Source organism: Natronorubrum bangense (assembly GCF_004799645.1).
Lineage (GTDB): Archaea > Halobacteriota > Halobacteria > Halobacteriales > Natrialbaceae > Natronorubrum > Natronorubrum bangense.
In genome coordinates this window covers 309,826-324,192 of sequence record NZ_CP031305.1, presented here as the reverse complement: position 1 = coordinate 324,192, position 14,367 = coordinate 309,826, and the positions used below count along the sequence as shown (strand labels likewise).

At 61.5% G+C, this 14,367-nt stretch carries 17 protein-coding genes; 10 read left to right on the top strand and 7 right to left on the bottom strand.

Annotated elements, in window-relative coordinates; translation table 11 throughout:
* Positions 1 to 71: 71 nt before the first annotated feature.
* Together DV706_RS01620 and DV706_RS01615 are read left to right on the top strand one after the other, a co-directional pair.
* A complete protein-coding gene (locus DV706_RS01620) occupies positions 72 to 1,301 on the top strand; it encodes a molybdopterin molybdotransferase MoeA (protein ID WP_006067995.1) in 1,230 nt (409 codons plus the stop codon).
* On the top strand, positions 1,298 to 1,975 hold the full coding sequence (locus tag DV706_RS01615; RefSeq protein WP_240756796.1) for a nucleotidyltransferase family protein: 678 nt from the start codon (positions 1,298 to 1,300) through the stop codon (positions 1,973 to 1,975). The genes DV706_RS01620 and DV706_RS01615 overlap by 4 nt, the downstream gene beginning before the upstream one ends.
* Positions 1,976 to 1,993: 18 nt before the next feature.
* On the opposite strand, the gene DV706_RS01610 is transcribed toward DV706_RS01615, so the two are convergent.
* The 5 genes from DV706_RS01610 to DV706_RS01590 all read right to left on the bottom strand — a co-directional run bounded on the left by DV706_RS01610 (position 1,994) and on the right by DV706_RS01590 (position 5,090).
* Positions 1,994 to 2,146, bottom strand: a complete 153-nt coding sequence (locus DV706_RS01610; RefSeq protein ID WP_006067993.1) for an AbrB/MazE/SpoVT family DNA-binding domain-containing protein — start codon at positions 2,144 to 2,146, stop codon at positions 1,994 to 1,996.
* A gap of 50 nt (positions 2,147 to 2,196) precedes the next feature.
* Positions 2,197 to 2,490, bottom strand: a complete 294-nt coding sequence (locus DV706_RS01605) for a hypothetical protein (RefSeq protein ID WP_006067992.1) — start codon at positions 2,488 to 2,490, stop codon at positions 2,197 to 2,199.
* 86 nt (positions 2,491 to 2,576) lie between these two features.
* Positions 2,577 to 3,623, bottom strand: coding sequence for a phytoene/squalene synthase family protein (locus DV706_RS01600; RefSeq protein WP_006067991.1), 1,047 nt, complete (start codon positions 3,621 to 3,623; stop codon positions 2,577 to 2,579).
* A gap of 72 nt (positions 3,624 to 3,695) precedes the next feature.
* A complete protein-coding gene (locus tag DV706_RS01595; RefSeq protein WP_049890005.1) occupies positions 3,696 to 3,995 on the bottom strand; it encodes a PadR family transcriptional regulator in 300 nt (99 codons plus the stop codon).
* Between the two features lie 48 nt (positions 3,996 to 4,043).
* Complete coding sequence (locus tag DV706_RS01590; protein ID WP_006067989.1) at positions 4,044 to 5,090, bottom strand: DUF3267 domain-containing protein; 1,047 nt, start codon at positions 5,088 to 5,090, stop codon at positions 4,044 to 4,046.
* Between DV706_RS01590 and DV706_RS01585 the strand changes: the two genes are divergently transcribed.
* The 4 genes from DV706_RS01585 to fabG all read left to right on the top strand — a co-directional run bounded on the left by DV706_RS01585 (position 5,089) and on the right by fabG (position 7,278).
* A complete protein-coding gene (locus DV706_RS01585; RefSeq protein ID WP_006067988.1) occupies positions 5,089 to 5,388 on the top strand; it encodes a DUF7111 family protein in 300 nt (99 codons plus the stop codon). The genes DV706_RS01590 and DV706_RS01585 overlap by 2 nt on opposite strands.
* Before the next feature lie 288 nt (positions 5,389 to 5,676).
* Positions 5,677 to 5,895: a hypothetical protein gene (locus tag DV706_RS01580; RefSeq protein WP_049890004.1), complete on the top strand. Its 219-nt coding sequence runs from the start codon at positions 5,677 to 5,679 to the stop codon at positions 5,893 to 5,895.
* Complete coding sequence (locus DV706_RS01575; RefSeq protein WP_006067986.1) at positions 5,882 to 6,481, top strand: HTH domain-containing protein; 600 nt, start codon at positions 5,882 to 5,884, stop codon at positions 6,479 to 6,481. Before DV706_RS01580 ends, DV706_RS01575 begins: the two co-directional genes overlap by 14 nt.
* Positions 6,478 to 7,278 (top strand): 3-oxoacyl-ACP reductase FabG, encoded by an 801-nt coding sequence (gene fabG, locus DV706_RS01570; RefSeq protein ID WP_006067985.1) that lies wholly within the window; start codon positions 6,478 to 6,480, stop codon positions 7,276 to 7,278. The genes DV706_RS01575 and fabG overlap by 4 nt, the downstream gene beginning before the upstream one ends.
* Positions 7,279 to 7,426: 148 nt before the next feature.
* Here the strand turns inward: fabG and DV706_RS01565 are convergent, their stop codons facing one another.
* Positions 7,427 to 8,959 (bottom strand): aldehyde dehydrogenase family protein, encoded by a 1,533-nt coding sequence (locus DV706_RS01565; RefSeq protein WP_006067984.1) that lies wholly within the window; start codon positions 8,957 to 8,959, stop codon positions 7,427 to 7,429.
* A 134-nt stretch (positions 8,960 to 9,093) separates the two neighbouring features.
* Here DV706_RS01565 and DV706_RS01560 point away from each other — a divergent pair, with 134 nt between their 5' ends.
* Positions 9,094 to 9,828: a helix-turn-helix domain-containing protein gene (locus DV706_RS01560; protein ID WP_006067983.1), complete on the top strand. Its 735-nt coding sequence runs from the start codon at positions 9,094 to 9,096 to the stop codon at positions 9,826 to 9,828.
* Between the two features lie 97 nt (positions 9,829 to 9,925).
* On the opposite strand, the gene DV706_RS01555 is transcribed toward DV706_RS01560, so the two are convergent.
* Positions 9,926 to 10,762 carry a proline dehydrogenase family protein gene (locus tag DV706_RS01555; RefSeq protein WP_006067982.1) on the bottom strand — a complete coding sequence of 279 codons (837 nt, stop codon included), beginning with the start codon at positions 10,760 to 10,762 and terminating at the stop codon, positions 9,926 to 9,928.
* Between the two features lie 231 nt (positions 10,763 to 10,993).
* Here DV706_RS01555 and DV706_RS01550 point away from each other — a divergent pair, with 231 nt between their 5' ends.
* The 3 genes from DV706_RS01550 to DV706_RS01540 are packed head-to-tail and all read left to right on the top strand — an operon-like array spanning position 10,994 to position 14,347.
* A complete protein-coding gene (locus DV706_RS01550) occupies positions 10,994 to 12,223 on the top strand; it encodes an ABC transporter substrate-binding protein (protein WP_006067981.1) in 1,230 nt (409 codons plus the stop codon).
* Positions 12,224 to 12,237: 14 nt separating this feature from the next.
* Positions 12,238 to 13,164 carry a branched-chain amino acid ABC transporter permease gene (locus DV706_RS01545; RefSeq protein ID WP_006067980.1) on the top strand — a complete coding sequence of 309 codons (927 nt, stop codon included), beginning with the start codon at positions 12,238 to 12,240 and terminating at the stop codon, positions 13,162 to 13,164.
* Between the two features lies 1 nt (position 13,165).
* On the top strand, positions 13,166 to 14,347 hold the full coding sequence (locus tag DV706_RS01540; protein ID WP_006067979.1) for a branched-chain amino acid ABC transporter permease: 1,182 nt from the start codon (positions 13,166 to 13,168) through the stop codon (positions 14,345 to 14,347).
* The last annotated feature ends 20 nt before the right edge of the window (positions 14,348 to 14,367 follow it).

Sequence of the window (14,367 nt, the reverse complement as noted above, 5' to 3'; positions counted from 1 at the left end):
ATGCGTTCCTATACCACACAAATAAACATTAGTGTTTTCAGCATATCAAATCTGAAAAATAGGATTTGAGAATGACAGGTATTGACTCACACGACGGTGCCGATCTGATCGATGTGGACGCGGCCGTCGACCGCGTTCTAGCGCTTCGAACGGAGTGGTTGTCACGACTCGAGACGGAACAGGTCTCCCTCGACGAGATCGCCGGGCGAACCCTCGCCGAACCGATTTCGGCCCCGATCGACGTCCCAGCCCAGAGCCACGCGACGATGGACGGCTTTGCGTTCGATGCGACCGACGAGTATCCGCTCGAGGTCGTCGAGACGCCAGTGTTTCCCGAAGACGAGCCAGCCGCACTCGAGGCCGGGACGGCGGTTCGGATCGCCACCGGCTCGCCGCTGCCGCCGTCGGCAAACGCGGTGCTCAAACGCGAGGAGGCGACGGTCGAAAACGGTCAGCTCACGGGCTCCGACCTCGAGCCCGGGACTTACGTCTACGAGCGCGGGAGCAACGTCGCGGAGGGCGAGGCGCTGTTCGACGCGGGTGATCGACTCGGCGCAAAAGACGCGCTGTTGCTCGGCGATCTCGAAATCGAGACGGTTCCCGTCACCAAACGGCTCTCGGTTGGCCTGCTGGCAACCGGGACGGAGATCCACGAGGGGCGCCATCGGGACCTCGACTCGCCGATGCTCGCCGGCCTCGTGCGCTCGTGGGGTCACGAGGCGACGTACGAGGGGGCGGTTCCCGACATCGACGACCGGGTCGAAGAACGGATCGCCGAGTTGGCCGACGAGTACGACGTCGTCATCACGACCGGCGGTACCAGCGTCGGCGACAAGGACTACGTCATCCGCTCGCTCGATGTCCTCGGCGACGTGCTGTTCCACCGAGTGCGACTCCGACCGGGAAAACCGATCGCCGTCGCGGAACTGCCCGACCACGACGCCGTTGCGTTCGCCATTCCGGGCAAACCAATCGGTGCCCATCTGGTGACGTCGCTCGTCGCCCGCCCGTTCTTTACCGGCGAGACGACGCTGCCGACCGTCGCCGCGCAGATGGCTCGTGACGTCGATATTTCGACTGCCGGCTTCACCTACGGCATCCCCGTCACGCTCGAGGACGGCGTCGCGATGCCACTCGGTCACGTCGACTCGCCGCTGTCGGTCTACGAGGAGACGTTCGATCCGAGCGTGCTCTCCTCGAGTACGCGTGCGAGCCAGGCCGACGGCATCGTCATAACGACGGACGGCGTCACCGCCGACGAACAGGTCCGAGTCGTGCCGTATCCCGTGCTGGAACGATGACTGAAAACGACGCCAACGAGGACACGGCCCGATCTGCGACCGCCGATCCCCCACTTCTCGAGGCCGACGACGTGCGCCACGCGGACGACGGCTGCAACGAGCCGGCAGTGGCTGGCGTGCTGCTCGCCGCCGGCACGAGCAGCCGCTACGGAAGTGAGAATAAACTGCTAGCGACGCTCGAGGGCGAGCCGATCGTCCGTCATGCCGCCCGAACGCTCGTCCACAGCAGCGTCGACCCGGTGGTCGTCGTCCTCGGCCACGAGACCGATCGAGTGCAGGACGCACTCGAGGGGGTTCCGGTCGAAACAGTCGTCAACGAGGCCTACGACACCGGGCAGGCGTCGTCGCTCCGGACCGGCATCGAGGCCGTCTGCGACTGCGGCGACGTCGATGCTGTCCTCGTCGCCCTTGGCGATATGCCCTTCGTCGCACCCCAGACGATCGAGACGGTGGTCGCGGCGTACGCCGCCGGCGCTGGCGAGGCGCTCGCCGCAGCGTTCGATGGGGACCGTGGCAACCCGGTGCTGTTCGACGCGCGCTTTTTCGACGCGCTCACTGACGTCGACGGCGACATCGGGGGTCGAGAACTCTTCCTCGAGAGCGACTCGAGTGCGCTCATCGAGGTCGACGACCCAGGTGTCCGTCGTGACGTCGACGTTCCCGACGATCTCTAATCAACCGCGTCGTCGAGGCTACTCGGCGTCGCGTTTTTTGATGACGATCTGTCCGTCTTCGACGTGCCATTCGACTCGATCGCCGGCACCGACGTCGAGAAAGTTCCGGACCGGTTTCGGCACTGTTGTCAGGTTCTTCGAGGAAATTTTCGTATCCGTAAGCGTACCCATTACTGACGTGTACAGTCGTAGTCAATACATAGTTTGCGCTATGAAGTGTCTCAGCCGCTCGAGTGCCACCGATGGGCACCGCCGTCGGATGCCTTGGAGTAATCCAACTCAAAGCGATCGGATTCGATGAGGACGGGACCTGGAACGTATCGCTCGCCCGTCTCGCCGGCGGGCTCGAGAAGTCGCCGGTCGGCCATCGTCGACAGAACGTCCCGGACAGTTCGTTCGTACCCGGCGGGGAGGTTTGCCTCCTCCATCACGCCGTCGACGTCGACCTGTCCCCGGAGGAACGCCAGCCGGATCGCCGACACCCACGCGGGTTCACGCTTCGTTTCCCGACACATGAGGGGTAGTCGAACGGCGTGCTGTTATAGGTTCTGACGACGTTCTCGACATGAAAACCACCTGCAACGAGCACCTGAGCGCGGTGTCACTGATGGAGCGGCTTCTCTGCCATCTCCTTGCGGAGGTCGGCAAGCGTCGACCGCGAGACGTCCCCTTCGAACGTCTGGAGAAGGGCGTACACTTCCGACCGAGAGACCTTGACGTCGCCCTCACGGATGACATCTTCAGGCCGCTCGCGGAGTTCACGCATCGTCCCGACCGCAAGCAGATACGGGATCGCCCACGCCGACAGTCGGTTGCCGTGGGTCTCGGGGACGACCTCGAGATAGCGATGGGCGTCGTCGAGATAGGTCTCAGCCCGTCCGGTGACGCGTTTGATGACGTTCGTCACGCCGCCGTGGTTGTCCGCGTCGGTGACCTGCTCAACGTCGACGTCCTCTGCCTCGAGCCATTCGGCTGGGAGATAGACGTTGTTCTCGTCGTGGTAATCCGACTCGACGTCTTTGGCGATGTTGACCAGTTGCAACAGCAGCGCAAACGAGCGGGCGTTCTCTCGCATCTCCTCGGCACGGTTCTGGGAGGCTCCCCGGGCGACCAGCCCTGTGATGAGCGTCCCGACGGTGCCCGCAGCGTACCAGCAGTACTCCTCGAGTTCCTCGAGCGTCTGCAGGCGCAATCCGCCTTCGTCAGCGTAGCGGTCCGTGAACATCGCCATCCCGTCGACGAGTTCGCGGACAGGCTCGCGCATGATCTCGCGAGGTTCCTCATCGAGCGATTCGAACGTCCGCAACACGCGGGGTGTCTCAGCGACGACGTTCCAGTCTTCGGAGCGCTCGTCGGGAATCCATGGCTCGATATCGTCCATGAACGCCGAGACGGTCTGCTCCGACTCCGGATCGAGCAACTGGTCGTACGTCGTCAGCAGTTCGGTCTGTGTATCCGGCGGGATGTGTCCCGCGTCTTCGATCGTGTCAGCAACACGACAGAGGAGGTATCCGATACAAATGTGTCTCGCCATCGGCTCCTCGAGCCGATCGATAGTGATCGAGAAAGTCCGCGAGACGCCGTGAACCGCGTCGTAACACCACTCCAGGTCGGCGTCAGTTGTGAAATCGGGCTGGCCCGTGGTCATCTACTCGATTTCACTTTGTTCCCATCCCGGAAAAACGCCGCGGTCCCGGCGGGATGTTCCAGTGGTCGCTGTTCACTGCGCGCTGCCATCTCGATGCAGACACTCCCAGACCCACTCGTAGTGCTCACGCAGCCGTCGTTCGCCACCGTCCGTGAGCGTGTACACGTCGTGAATCCCCACCGTTCGCTTCTCGACGAACCCTGCATCGACCAGCGCCGACAGCGAACCGTAGAACGCCTTCGGCTCGAGATGGTCGTCGTACTGCGACTCGAGACGGGATTTGAGTTGCTGGCCGCGTAGTTCGCCCCCGTCTGCACCGGCGAGCAGCACGCACATATCGCGGCGGCGACCGCTTTGAAGCCACTTGGTCATACACTCACTCGAGGTGAGAACGGCTCGAGCGTTACGGTTTTGGCTTCCTCATGGCGACGACTCCGCTGGGACGAGTGCACGATATCCCTCGATCCCGAGCGCCCAGATGAGCCCACCAAGCGCCGTGACACCGAAAAAGAGAGTGGCACCGATCTCGAGGTGAACGTCACCGTGAGCGTGACGTTCGTGCCGGACGAGAAGCCAGTGACTGTCGGGATCGCCGATGACGACAGTTCCCGAGCCGACGGCGAGCGACACCAACACCCAGCCGAGGATCCCGATCGACAACACCGCGAGCGTCCCGACCGCGCCAGATACGACCGTTGAAAGGACGCGCCGCCCCGGAACACGGCTGTGATCGCGTTCGCTCGCGCCGTAGATTCCGAACCCCTGTACGTCGCTGTCGGGGAGCGGACCAACACGAACGCCGGGGGGATACTGCAAGAGCACGGCAGCCATCCAGAGGTCACCGATCGAGCCGGCGGCGTTGGCCGCCAGTGGAATAAGCAATAGCGGAGTCGGATAGACGACCAGTATCGCGAGCCCGACAGCCGTAATGCCAATGAACGGTGCCAACAGGGCGACGAGCATCTGATTTCGGGTGTAGACTGCCTGCTCCGTCTCTGCGTAGGCGTACGGCAAGAGAAAGTGGGAAACACCGACGCCGTACTCCGGCTTCCCGCCGTAGTACGCCATGAACACGCCGTGAAGCAGCTCGTGTGGAACGACGACGAGCGCGACTAGCCCAGCCGAAATTGCAAGCCAGACGATGACATCCGGCGGCGCGAACGGCGAAATGACGATCGGCTCGAGGGTCGTGTTTCGGATCACTGCGAGGACGTACCCGAACCCGTAGGCGAAGCCAAAAAAGCCGATTACGGAGACGACGATCCACTGGATCGCGACAGAACGGGTCTGGCGGAACGTCGCGATCAGCTGTACTGTCTGCGATGGCTCCGTCCGGCTCACGGCCATACCCTCACGAGGAACGGAGAAGTCGGTATCGATTCCTCTCGTCGAGCGCACCCCGTCGCGGCGCTCGTGGCTCGCCGGAACCGATAGCTTCCCGGTCGTCGGTCCGTGAGTTCCAGCCATGACCGACGACCGAACGGCCGAGGCAAACGGCATCAAAGCAACCTACGACGAAACCGAAACGGAACGACTCCTCGAGTTCGAGGCGACCGGCGACGGAACGGCCCGGGTCGGCACAACCGCCGCAATCGCCCAGAATCGAGACGGGTATGCGATGTTGAAAGTGCGTCCAACCGCCGATGGCGACGAACTCGAGCGCTACTACGGGTTCGACATGGCACTCGATCACGCTGCAGAGCTGCTGGGCATCTCCCCGCATGACCTCCCGATTCCAACCGCCGCTGCCGACCTGGGGATGTAGCGTCGTCGACGAACGGTGTTACCGCCCGTCACGCCATCCACTGGACCGGGCACAGAACCGACGCCTCGAGTATCGCCAGTCGAATCTTAGAATGACAGCTATGTCCGCTATCGAAATGGCCGGTTTCCGCTCGTCTGGGAGTGTAAGGGGCGCGTAAAGCGACTGTGAGACCGACCAGCATACTCGAGTAATACCACAGCTTGATCGTACAGCCCACTGGCAGTTCTGTGTTAGTTGTGTGCATATCTCAATTAGATTTATATGATTAATCGTTGGCATCCACCATGGATGATGTCCACGAGCACACAACAGTTTGCGGTCCCAGATGAGCTTGCGTCACCTCAGACGAAACTCGTCTATCTGTCGCTCCACGTGCTGGAGGAGGCCACAGTGACTGAGCTTCAGCAGCTCTTAGCGCTCCCGAAGCTCACACTCCTGTCCGTTCTCGAGTCGCTTGTTTCGAAGAATCTCGCACGGCGAACGGAGGATGGGTATGCCAGTCAGTAACTACGCAGCTACGACGCCGGCCGTCGATCTCGAGACACACTCTCGCGTTCGGATCGAGTGCTACGTCCGCTCAAATATCCCCCTGACAGTCTCCGAGTCGATCAACGACGTCGTCGAACGACTCCAGCGTCTCTCCGAGGCCGGACAGATCGATACCTATCAGACCACCCACTGGCCGCCAGACCATCCTGCAGTCAGGATGGACACCGCGACCGACGACCGCCCGGTGACACGCAGTGAACTCGTCGCCACGTTCGAACAGTGGGCGACACAGCATGGCCACTCACTCGAGCCAGCATTCCGCCGACAGGACGTTCAGCAAGCGCCGCTTGGACTCGAGTGTGACGAGCCACGCGAGCGAGTGCGGGTTCCGTTCGTCTCACTGGCGATCTACGAGGACGCCGAGGAGGGCACGGACGAAGAGACACTCCGTGGCGTCGTCCCGTATACGGAACAGCCACAGACAGCCGACGAACAGACGTACACCGTCGACACGTGGCTGTCCGCAGTCGAACCAGCGGAGACAGCGCCGCTCACCCACAACGCTCACCACGACCGGCCGACGCGACTGGAGGGCCATCAATGAAGGCGGCACCCACTACAAAGCCAGCCAACCTCGAGTTCCCACCACGACAACCGCTCGCGGGACGAACGTGTCTGGTAACCGGTTCCTCACGCGGCATCGGACGCGGTATCGCTCGTGAACTGGGCCGGTACGGCGCAACCGTCATTATCAACTACCGCTCTTCGGAAGCCGACGCCCAGGCAGTCGCCGAGACGATTACCGACAGCGATACCGACGGCACGGGCCACCCAGTTCAGGCCGACGTCACCGATCGGGCCGCAGTCGACGCGATGAGCGACGCGATTCACGACGAGTTCGGCTCACTCGACGTCCTCGTCAACAACGCCGGGATCACATCTGACTGTACGTTCGCCAACATGAGCGCCGAGGAGTGGCACCGCGTCTTCGACGTCTCACTCCACGGGACGTTCAACTGTACGAAAGCGTTCTACGACGACCTCGAGGCCGTCGATGACGGGCGAATCATCAACATCTCGAGTGTGATCGGCAAACAGGGCAACGTCGGCCAGGCCAACTACGCCGCGGCCAAAAGCGGCCTCTTCGGCTTTACCCGCTCGCTCGCCCTCGAGTTAGCAGACACCGGCACGACAGCAAACTGCATCGCCCCCGGCTTCACGCGCACGGAGATGGTCGAAGCGATCCCGGATGGCATTCAGGACGACCTACGCGAGGAGATTCCACTCGAGCGCTTTGCCAGCGTCAGCGAGATTGCCAGCCTCGTTCGCTATCTCGCGAGCGAGGAATCCGGCTACATCACCGGCGAAGTGATCGACGTCAACGGCGGAATCGACCTCTAACGTTCGGTCGCTTCCCCTGGACAGTGGTGTTCACCGCACAGTCCTGTAGACCGGGCCAGGTGAGATCGACAGTCCGTATCAGTCGAGCGAGTGACGCGACTGGACGGCCATCAACGATCGGCGAGCATAAAAAAGGAGAGCGGACCGATCAGTCGTCGTCCGACGTTGTGACGTCCGCCGAGAGCCCCTGTGCCATTTCGATATCCTTCGAGTTGTTGAGGGTGAACGCGGTGCGTTCGGTGACGGCTTCGATGACTTCACGGGCACTCGGGTAGCCGTTCCCGGACTTCTTCACGCCGCCGAACGGAAGGTGAACCTCCGCGCCGATGCAGGGTAGGTTCGCGTACGCCAGCCCGATCTCGGCCTCGTCGCGGAACTGGTGAATCTTCCGGTAGTCCTCGCTGATGATCGCGCCGGCGAGCCCGTAATCGGTATCGTTGTGGATCTCGAGGGCGCGATCGACGTCACCCGAATACTCGAGCAGGGCGACGTGGGGGCCGAAACACTCCTCTTGGAGACAGCGCAGCTCCGAATCGTAGTCGAGTTCGTAGACGAACGGGCCGACCCAGTGGCCGTCCTCATGGCCGTCGGGAATCTCGCTGTCGTCGAGTTCCTCGCGATCGACGAGTACCTCCGCGCCTTCCGTGCGGGCGAGTTCGTTGTGTTGCCTGATTTTCTCGACGTGTTCGGCCTCGATCGCCGGCCCCATGAACGTCGATTCCTCGAGCGGATCGTCGACGGAAACGTTCTCCGCGACCTCGATAAATCGCTCTTTGAACTCGTCGTAGACGTCTTCGTGGACGATTAGCCGCTCGCTCGAGACACAGCGCTGGCCAGTCGTCTTGAAACTCGACATGACTGCGGAGTGGACGGCGACGTCGAGGTCGGCATCTTCGGTGATGACGATCCCGTTTTTGCCGCCCATCTCACAGGCGGCGAGTTTGCCGGGTTCGCCACCGACCTTGCTTGCGATTTCGTGGCCGACCTCCGCCGAGCCAGTAAACAGGACAGTGTCGACGCGTTCGTCGTCGGTGATCGCCGCGCCGGCGTCACCGAAGCCCTGGACCATGTTGAAGACGCCGTCGGGAATTCCCGCATCTTCGAACATCTCGGCGATGATCTGGCCACACCACGGCGTCTGCTCGGCGGGCTTCCAGACGACCGTGTTCCCCTCGACCAGCGCGACCGCCATATGCCAGAACGGGATCGCGACCGGGAAGTTCCACGGGGTGACACAGCCGACGACGCCGCGGGGCTTGCGGCGCATGTACGCGTCCTTGCTCGCGATTTCGCTCGGAATTACATCCCCGTGTGGATGGCGGGCGTTTGCAGCGGCCCACTCGACCATGTGGTAGGCCTCGATTACGTCGGCCCGCCCCTCACTGATCTCCTTTCCACACTCTTTGGTGACGATCTCACCGAGTTCGTCGGTGCGCTCGCGCAGTTCGTGATAAATGTCCCAGAGATACTCCGCTCGATCGATGTACGACAGGGAATGCCACTCTTCGGCGGCGTCCTCAGCGGCCGCGAGCGCGGCGTCGACGTCTGACTCGGTGCCCCGCTGGAAACGTGCGAGCTCTTCGCCAGTCGCCGGGTTCTCGCTTGCGAACGTCTCGGTTCCGTCGCCATCAGTACACTCGCCACCGATCTGGTGGCCGTAGACCTGTGTTTGCTGACTCATGGATGGTGGTTTGGCCGTCACCATAGAATAACGCGCCCCGCCCATGGGAGGGGTCGATATGCGACCCGACCATGGTCGGGTGTACTATTTCGCGAATCGAGAACTACTTGCCTACTCACTGGTACAGAATGGCAATGAACGTGAGCCGTCCACTTCACGGCACGCGATTAACACTTGAACTATGGCACCCAAACTGCTGGGCGATCGAATCGACCGAACGGGTCGGTGGGGGGATCCTGGCACACGCGATCTATAACGTGCCGGCTCCAGCGGAGGAGCCCGTAAACGGGCTTTTTACTGCGTTTGGCGAAACGACGGAGGAAGTCGAGACGCTACTCGACGAAATCCAAGCGTCACCGCTTGCGGGCGAGGTGCTTGAACTGCAAGAACGGTTCGGTCGTCGACAGTCTTCCTTGCTCCCCGGCAACGTCGTCACCGAATTTTTCCTCGAGTACGACCCACAGGACATGATCTGTCCGACACTGCTCGAACACGGGTTCGTCCACAGCGCCCCCGTACGAATCGAGGGCGGACAGGAGTACTGGGAGGTCTGTTTCGCCGACGATCGAGACAGAATCGAGAGCGCGATCGAGGGAGTCTGTGAGTCCGCGGGTGCAGAGGTATCGATCGAGACAATCACAAGCACGCCTTCGGGCGAGTCCGAGCGCAAACACCGGATGGATGCGCTTACCACAACCCAGCGGGAGGTGTTCCAGCTTGCACGAAATCGGGGCTACTACCAGTGGCCACGGGGCGTCTCGACCCGGGAGCTAGCGGCTGAACTCGACATCTCGAAGACGACGCTGCTCGACCATTTGCGAAAAGCTGAGTCAAAGCTGCTTGATCCGGACGGTGCCGGGAGCGAATGACAACTCGAGAATCCTCGTCGCTGGCCCGACCCTGTACTGATGGGTCGAACTAGTCGGCTGGTATCGGTCATACCATCAGGCAACGGTTGGAAGGGGACTAGCTGAGCACTGCTCGAAGGGCGAACAGGGCGTTTTCTTTGCGTTCGCGCACCCGTCGGTAGAAGTAGGACATCCATTTCGGTCCGTAGGGAACATACTGGTAGACATCGTGGTCCGTGGCGAGTTCGCGCTGGGCATCCTCGCGGACGCCCATGAGCAACTGGAACTCGTAGGGCGTGTCATACGTTCGAGCGAGCTCCTCGACGTAATCGATGACCTCCGGATCGTGGCTGCCGACAGCGACCTTCCCTTTGGTGAACGACTCGAAGGCGTACGTGATCAGGTCTCGATACGCCTCGTTTACCTCTGATTTCTTCTTGTAGGCGACGTGTTTTGGCTCGTCGTACGCGCCTTTGACGAACCGAACCTTGCCCGGAACGTCAGTCAGTCGTTCGATATCCTCGCGCGTTCGCTTCAGGTTCGCCTGCACACAGACGCCGACCGCTCCGTTGGTCTTGCGTGCGTGGTGTTCGAACGCACTGAGCGTGACATCGGTCGTCGTGTAGTCTTCCATGTCGATCCAGACGAAGACATCGTGGGTGGTGCCTGCGTCGACGATTCGATCGAGGTGGGTCAGAAAGACGTCGTCGCCACAGTCCAGCCCGATCTGGGAGGGTTTGACGGAGACACAGCAATCGAGATCGTGCCTGTCGATCGCTTCGATCAGTTCGATGTAGGCGTCGGCGTCAGCGGCCGCATCTGCGGGATCATCGTAGTGTTCACCCAGTAGATTCAGAATGCCAGCGATCCCGTCATCGTTGAGCGTGTCGATATGCGAGAGCGCTCCGGGCTGATCTTCGGCAGCGACGAAATTGTTCGCGATTGGAAGGAGCATAGTTGGCTAATGAAACGGGGAGAGGGTAAACAGTCACCCGACCATAGACGCCCCCAGTGATCGATATGTGGGGCTCCCGGCCGCCTGGTCGGCCGTGAGTTGTCGGTTACAGCGTTGCCGAACTGGGGTTCCACACGCGCTGTCAGTGCCGAATCCGGGCGTCTACGGGCCGTGTTGACCATGGTCGGTGGTAGTACTAACAAGGACTCTTTCTAATCCTGCTCATATCCTATGTTGGATGATGACATATTGCGACGGAACCGACGAGACGTACTGACCGCCGGGAGTGCACTCGGACTCGCCGCACTGGCTGGCTGTGTCGGGACAACCGACGATGATGACGGGTACACGATCGGGATGGTCGACTCGCTGACCGGATCGCTGGCCGACTTCGGCGAACGGAACCAGAACGCCGTCGAGATCGCACTCGAGCACGTCAACGAGGTCGGCGTCAAAGGCGAGGAACTCGACATCATCATCGAGGATTCCGAGAGCGAATCCCAGCCGGGCCTCTCAGCGGCACAGAAGCTGGTCGAGCAGGACAACGTTCCGTTCCTCATCGGGGCGGTCGGCTCGGGAGTCTCGATGGCAATCTACGACAGCGTTATCAGTGGGACGGATGTCGTCCAGTTGAGCCAGAGTTCGACTGGGGTCAACCTGACGGACGAGCCGGGTCTCCTCCGAATGTCGCCCAGCGGGCAAACGCAGTCGATCGCGCTGGCAGAGATTATCGAGGAAGATGGCTACGACGAAGTCGCCGTGACCTCGATCAACGATGACTTCGGAGATAGCCTGTACGATGCCTTTGAGGAAGCCTACGAGGGAGAGATCGTCTACGACAATGTCCACGACAGTGACGAGTCGTCGTACAACAGTCTCATCTCCAGCATGGACAGCTCCGGCGCGGACGCGTGGCTTTTCATTACATACCAGTCGGAGTTTACGACGATGGTAAACGATATGGATTCGGGCGGCTACGGAGACGACGTCCAGCTCTATGGTGCCGACTCCAATCGGGGCGACAGCGTGCTCGAAGGAACGCCCGAGGGCAGCATGGACGGAATGAAACTCGTTGAGCCGGGTGTCCCCGAAGACCAGGACAACTACCTTGATTTCGCCGAGGCTTTCGAGGCGGAGCACGGTGAAGCACCGACGTCTTGGTCGGCGTTTGCCTACGACTGCGTGGTCACCGCCGCACTCTCGATCGAGGCTGCCGACGAGTTCACCGGCGCGGCACTCGGCGACGTCGTCCGCGACGTGACTCGCCCCGAAGGGCAAGAAGTCTTCACCTACGAGGAGGCCCACGAGATTCTCGAAGACGGCGGGACGGCCGACGACATCGATTATCAGGGCGTGAGCGGTCCGATCGACTTCGATGAGAACGGTGACCCGCGGGGGACACTCATGGTGTTGGAAGTCCAGGATCACGATTACGTCTCGCTCGGACTCCGAGAATCGTAATCGGTGTCTCACCAATGTCTATTATCGAATACGCTGCCAACGGACTGGTGTACAGTAGCATCATCGTCCTCGGGAGCATCGGGCTATCGCTGATCTACAGCATCAACGGCTTCGCGAACTTCGCACACGGTGATACGATGACCGTCGGTGCATATACGACGCTCGTCAGTTTCGGCGTCGTCGGTGGCGTCGGGTTCAGCATCCTCGGGCTGCCGATGGGCTTTTTTGTTGCACTCCTGATCGGGCTCGCCGTCGCCGCTGTCGTTGCGATACTTACCGAAAAAATCGTCTACGAACCGCTGGACATCGGCTCGATCGGCCTGCTCATCACATCGATCGGCGTCGCCTTCGTCTACCGTGCACTGATCCAGATGGGCTTTGGCTCGGACTCGATCCGATACGATGTCGGATTCGTCCAGCCGATCGAGACGCTGTTGCCCTACGGGATTCGGCTGACCCAACACGACGTCGCGATCGTCATTTCGGCGACCATACTCGTGACGGGACTTCACGTCCTCTTGCAACACACTGATCTCGGCCGAAAGATGCGAGCGATGGCCGACAATCCGGATCTTGCGCGCGCAAGCGGCATTCGAACGTATCGCATCAAGCTCATGTCATGGATCATTGGTGCGGGGCTGGCGGGTGCCGGTGGCGCCTTCCTCGGACTGTTCAACCAGCTCCAGCCACGGATGGGATTTAACGTCCTGCTGGTTATCTTCGCCGCAGTGATCCTCGGCGGGATCGGCTCCATCTACGGCGCGATGCTCGGTGGGTTCCTCATCGGGATGGTCGTCGAGATGATGCCGCTGCTGTCTGACGTGGGTATCCCGATCGGTATCGAGTACGCAAACGCCGTCGCGTTCCTCATCATGGTTGCCGTCTTGCTCGTCCGACCGACTGGGATCGCCGGCGACGGTATCAGCGGGGAGGGGGTCTGAAATGAGGGTTCTCACCGACCCCCGCGGCTACTGGGACGATCTGACGACCACGGAGCAAGGCGTCACGGTAGCGATCGGGCTGATCGTGTTTGGCCTCGTCATAGCCTTGCTCACCGGCGCGCTCGGCGCATCCTACTTCCTCTTCCTGTTCGGTCTGGCAGGGATGTACGCGCTCCTCTCGTTCGGACTGAACTCCCAGTGGGGGTTTACTGGGCTGATCAACTTCAGCGTCGCCGCCTTCTTCGGGCTCGGTGCCTACGGCGCGGCCCTGATGACAGCCAGCAACTCTCCGATCGGCGGCGGCTACAACCCCGTGTTCGGTCTGATCGTCGGGCTTGCCCTGGCTGCGGTGGTTGCAGTGGCGATCGGCATTCCGACGCTGCGACTGCGTGCAGACTACCTCGCGATCGCGACGCTCGGACTGGCGGAGGTCATCCGTCTGTTCATGCTCAACGAGCGCCAGTGGACCAACGGCAGCGCCGGCCTCCGGGGCATCCCGACCTTCTTCGAGGAGTGGCCCGTTCTGGGGACGTTCACCGAAGTGATGCCGGCGATCGAGATCGAACTCGTCCCCGGATCACCGGTCATTCTGGGGCTGACGTTCTGGCAGCAACTGCTCAACGTCGTGCTGTTGCTCGTCTTCCTCGGCGGGACGTTCGCCGTCCTCCGGCGTGCACAGCGATCGCCGTGGGGGCGGCTGCTCCGGACGATCCGTTCCGACGAGGACTTAGCGAAGGCGCTGGGAAAGAACACCTACTCCTACAAGATGCAGTCGTTCGTCCTCGGGAGCCTCATCATGGCACTTGCGGGCGTCTTCTATGCGCATCTAAATCTCTTCGTCAGCCCGGGTGACCTCGACCCGATCACGACATTTTATGTCTGGGTCGCCGTGATCCTCGGCGGCAGCGGCTCGAACCGCGGGGCACTGCTCGGTGGGTTCGTCGTCGTGGCCATCCGGGAAGGCTCTCGGTTCGTCAACGATATCGGCTGGATTCCCCTCGGTGGGGCACCGTTCAGGCTGCTCGCGATTGGCCTGTTGATCATCCTCGTCATGCGGTTCCGACCGCAGGGAATCCTTCCGCCACAGCGGGAACTGATCTGGCCGAGTGCGGTCGACAGCAGCGCACCGTCACAGCCCGATCGAGGTGTGCGTGACGTGAAAGCAGGTGAGAAAAATGAGTGACGCGATCGAAGAACCAGGAA

Bases quoted from the DNA above. Each gene is read 5' to 3' on its own strand.
- DV706_RS01620 (WP_006067995.1), top strand. From the start codon at position 72: ATGACAGGTATTGACTCACACGACGGTGCCGATCTGATCGATGTGGAC.
- DV706_RS01615 (WP_240756796.1), top strand. From the start codon at position 1,298: ATGACTGAAAACGACGCCAACGAGGACACGGCCCGATCTGCGACCGCC.
- DV706_RS01610 (WP_006067993.1), bottom strand. From the start codon at position 2,146: ATGGGTACGCTTACGGATACGAAAATTTCCTCGAAGAACCTGACAACA.
- DV706_RS01605 (WP_006067992.1), bottom strand. From the start codon at position 2,490: ATGTGTCGGGAAACGAAGCGTGAACCCGCGTGGGTGTCGGCGATCCGG.
- DV706_RS01600 (WP_006067991.1), bottom strand. From the start codon at position 3,623: ATGACCACGGGCCAGCCCGATTTCACAACTGACGCCGACCTGGAGTGG.
- DV706_RS01595 (WP_049890005.1), bottom strand. From the start codon at position 3,995: ATGACCAAGTGGCTTCAAAGCGGTCGCCGCCGCGATATGTGCGTGCTG.
- DV706_RS01585 (WP_006067988.1), top strand. From the start codon at position 5,089: ATGACCGACGACCGAACGGCCGAGGCAAACGGCATCAAAGCAACCTAC.
- DV706_RS01590 (WP_006067989.1), bottom strand. From the start codon at position 5,090: ATGGCTGGAACTCACGGACCGACGACCGGGAAGCTATCGGTTCCGGCG.
- DV706_RS01580 (WP_049890004.1), top strand. From the start codon at position 5,677: ATGATGTCCACGAGCACACAACAGTTTGCGGTCCCAGATGAGCTTGCG.
- DV706_RS01575 (WP_006067986.1), top strand. From the start codon at position 5,882: ATGCCAGTCAGTAACTACGCAGCTACGACGCCGGCCGTCGATCTCGAG.
- fabG (WP_006067985.1), top strand. From the start codon at position 6,478: ATGAAGGCGGCACCCACTACAAAGCCAGCCAACCTCGAGTTCCCACCA.
- DV706_RS01565 (WP_006067984.1), bottom strand. From the start codon at position 8,959: ATGAGTCAGCAAACACAGGTCTACGGCCACCAGATCGGTGGCGAGTGT.
- DV706_RS01560 (WP_006067983.1), top strand. From the start codon at position 9,094: ATGAACGTGAGCCGTCCACTTCACGGCACGCGATTAACACTTGAACTA.
- DV706_RS01555 (WP_006067982.1), bottom strand. From the start codon at position 10,762: ATGCTCCTTCCAATCGCGAACAATTTCGTCGCTGCCGAAGATCAGCCC.
- DV706_RS01550 (WP_006067981.1), top strand. From the start codon at position 10,994: ATGTTGGATGATGACATATTGCGACGGAACCGACGAGACGTACTGACC.
- DV706_RS01545 (WP_006067980.1), top strand. From the start codon at position 12,238: ATGTCTATTATCGAATACGCTGCCAACGGACTGGTGTACAGTAGCATC.
- DV706_RS01540 (WP_006067979.1), top strand. From the start codon at position 13,166: ATGAGGGTTCTCACCGACCCCCGCGGCTACTGGGACGATCTGACGACC.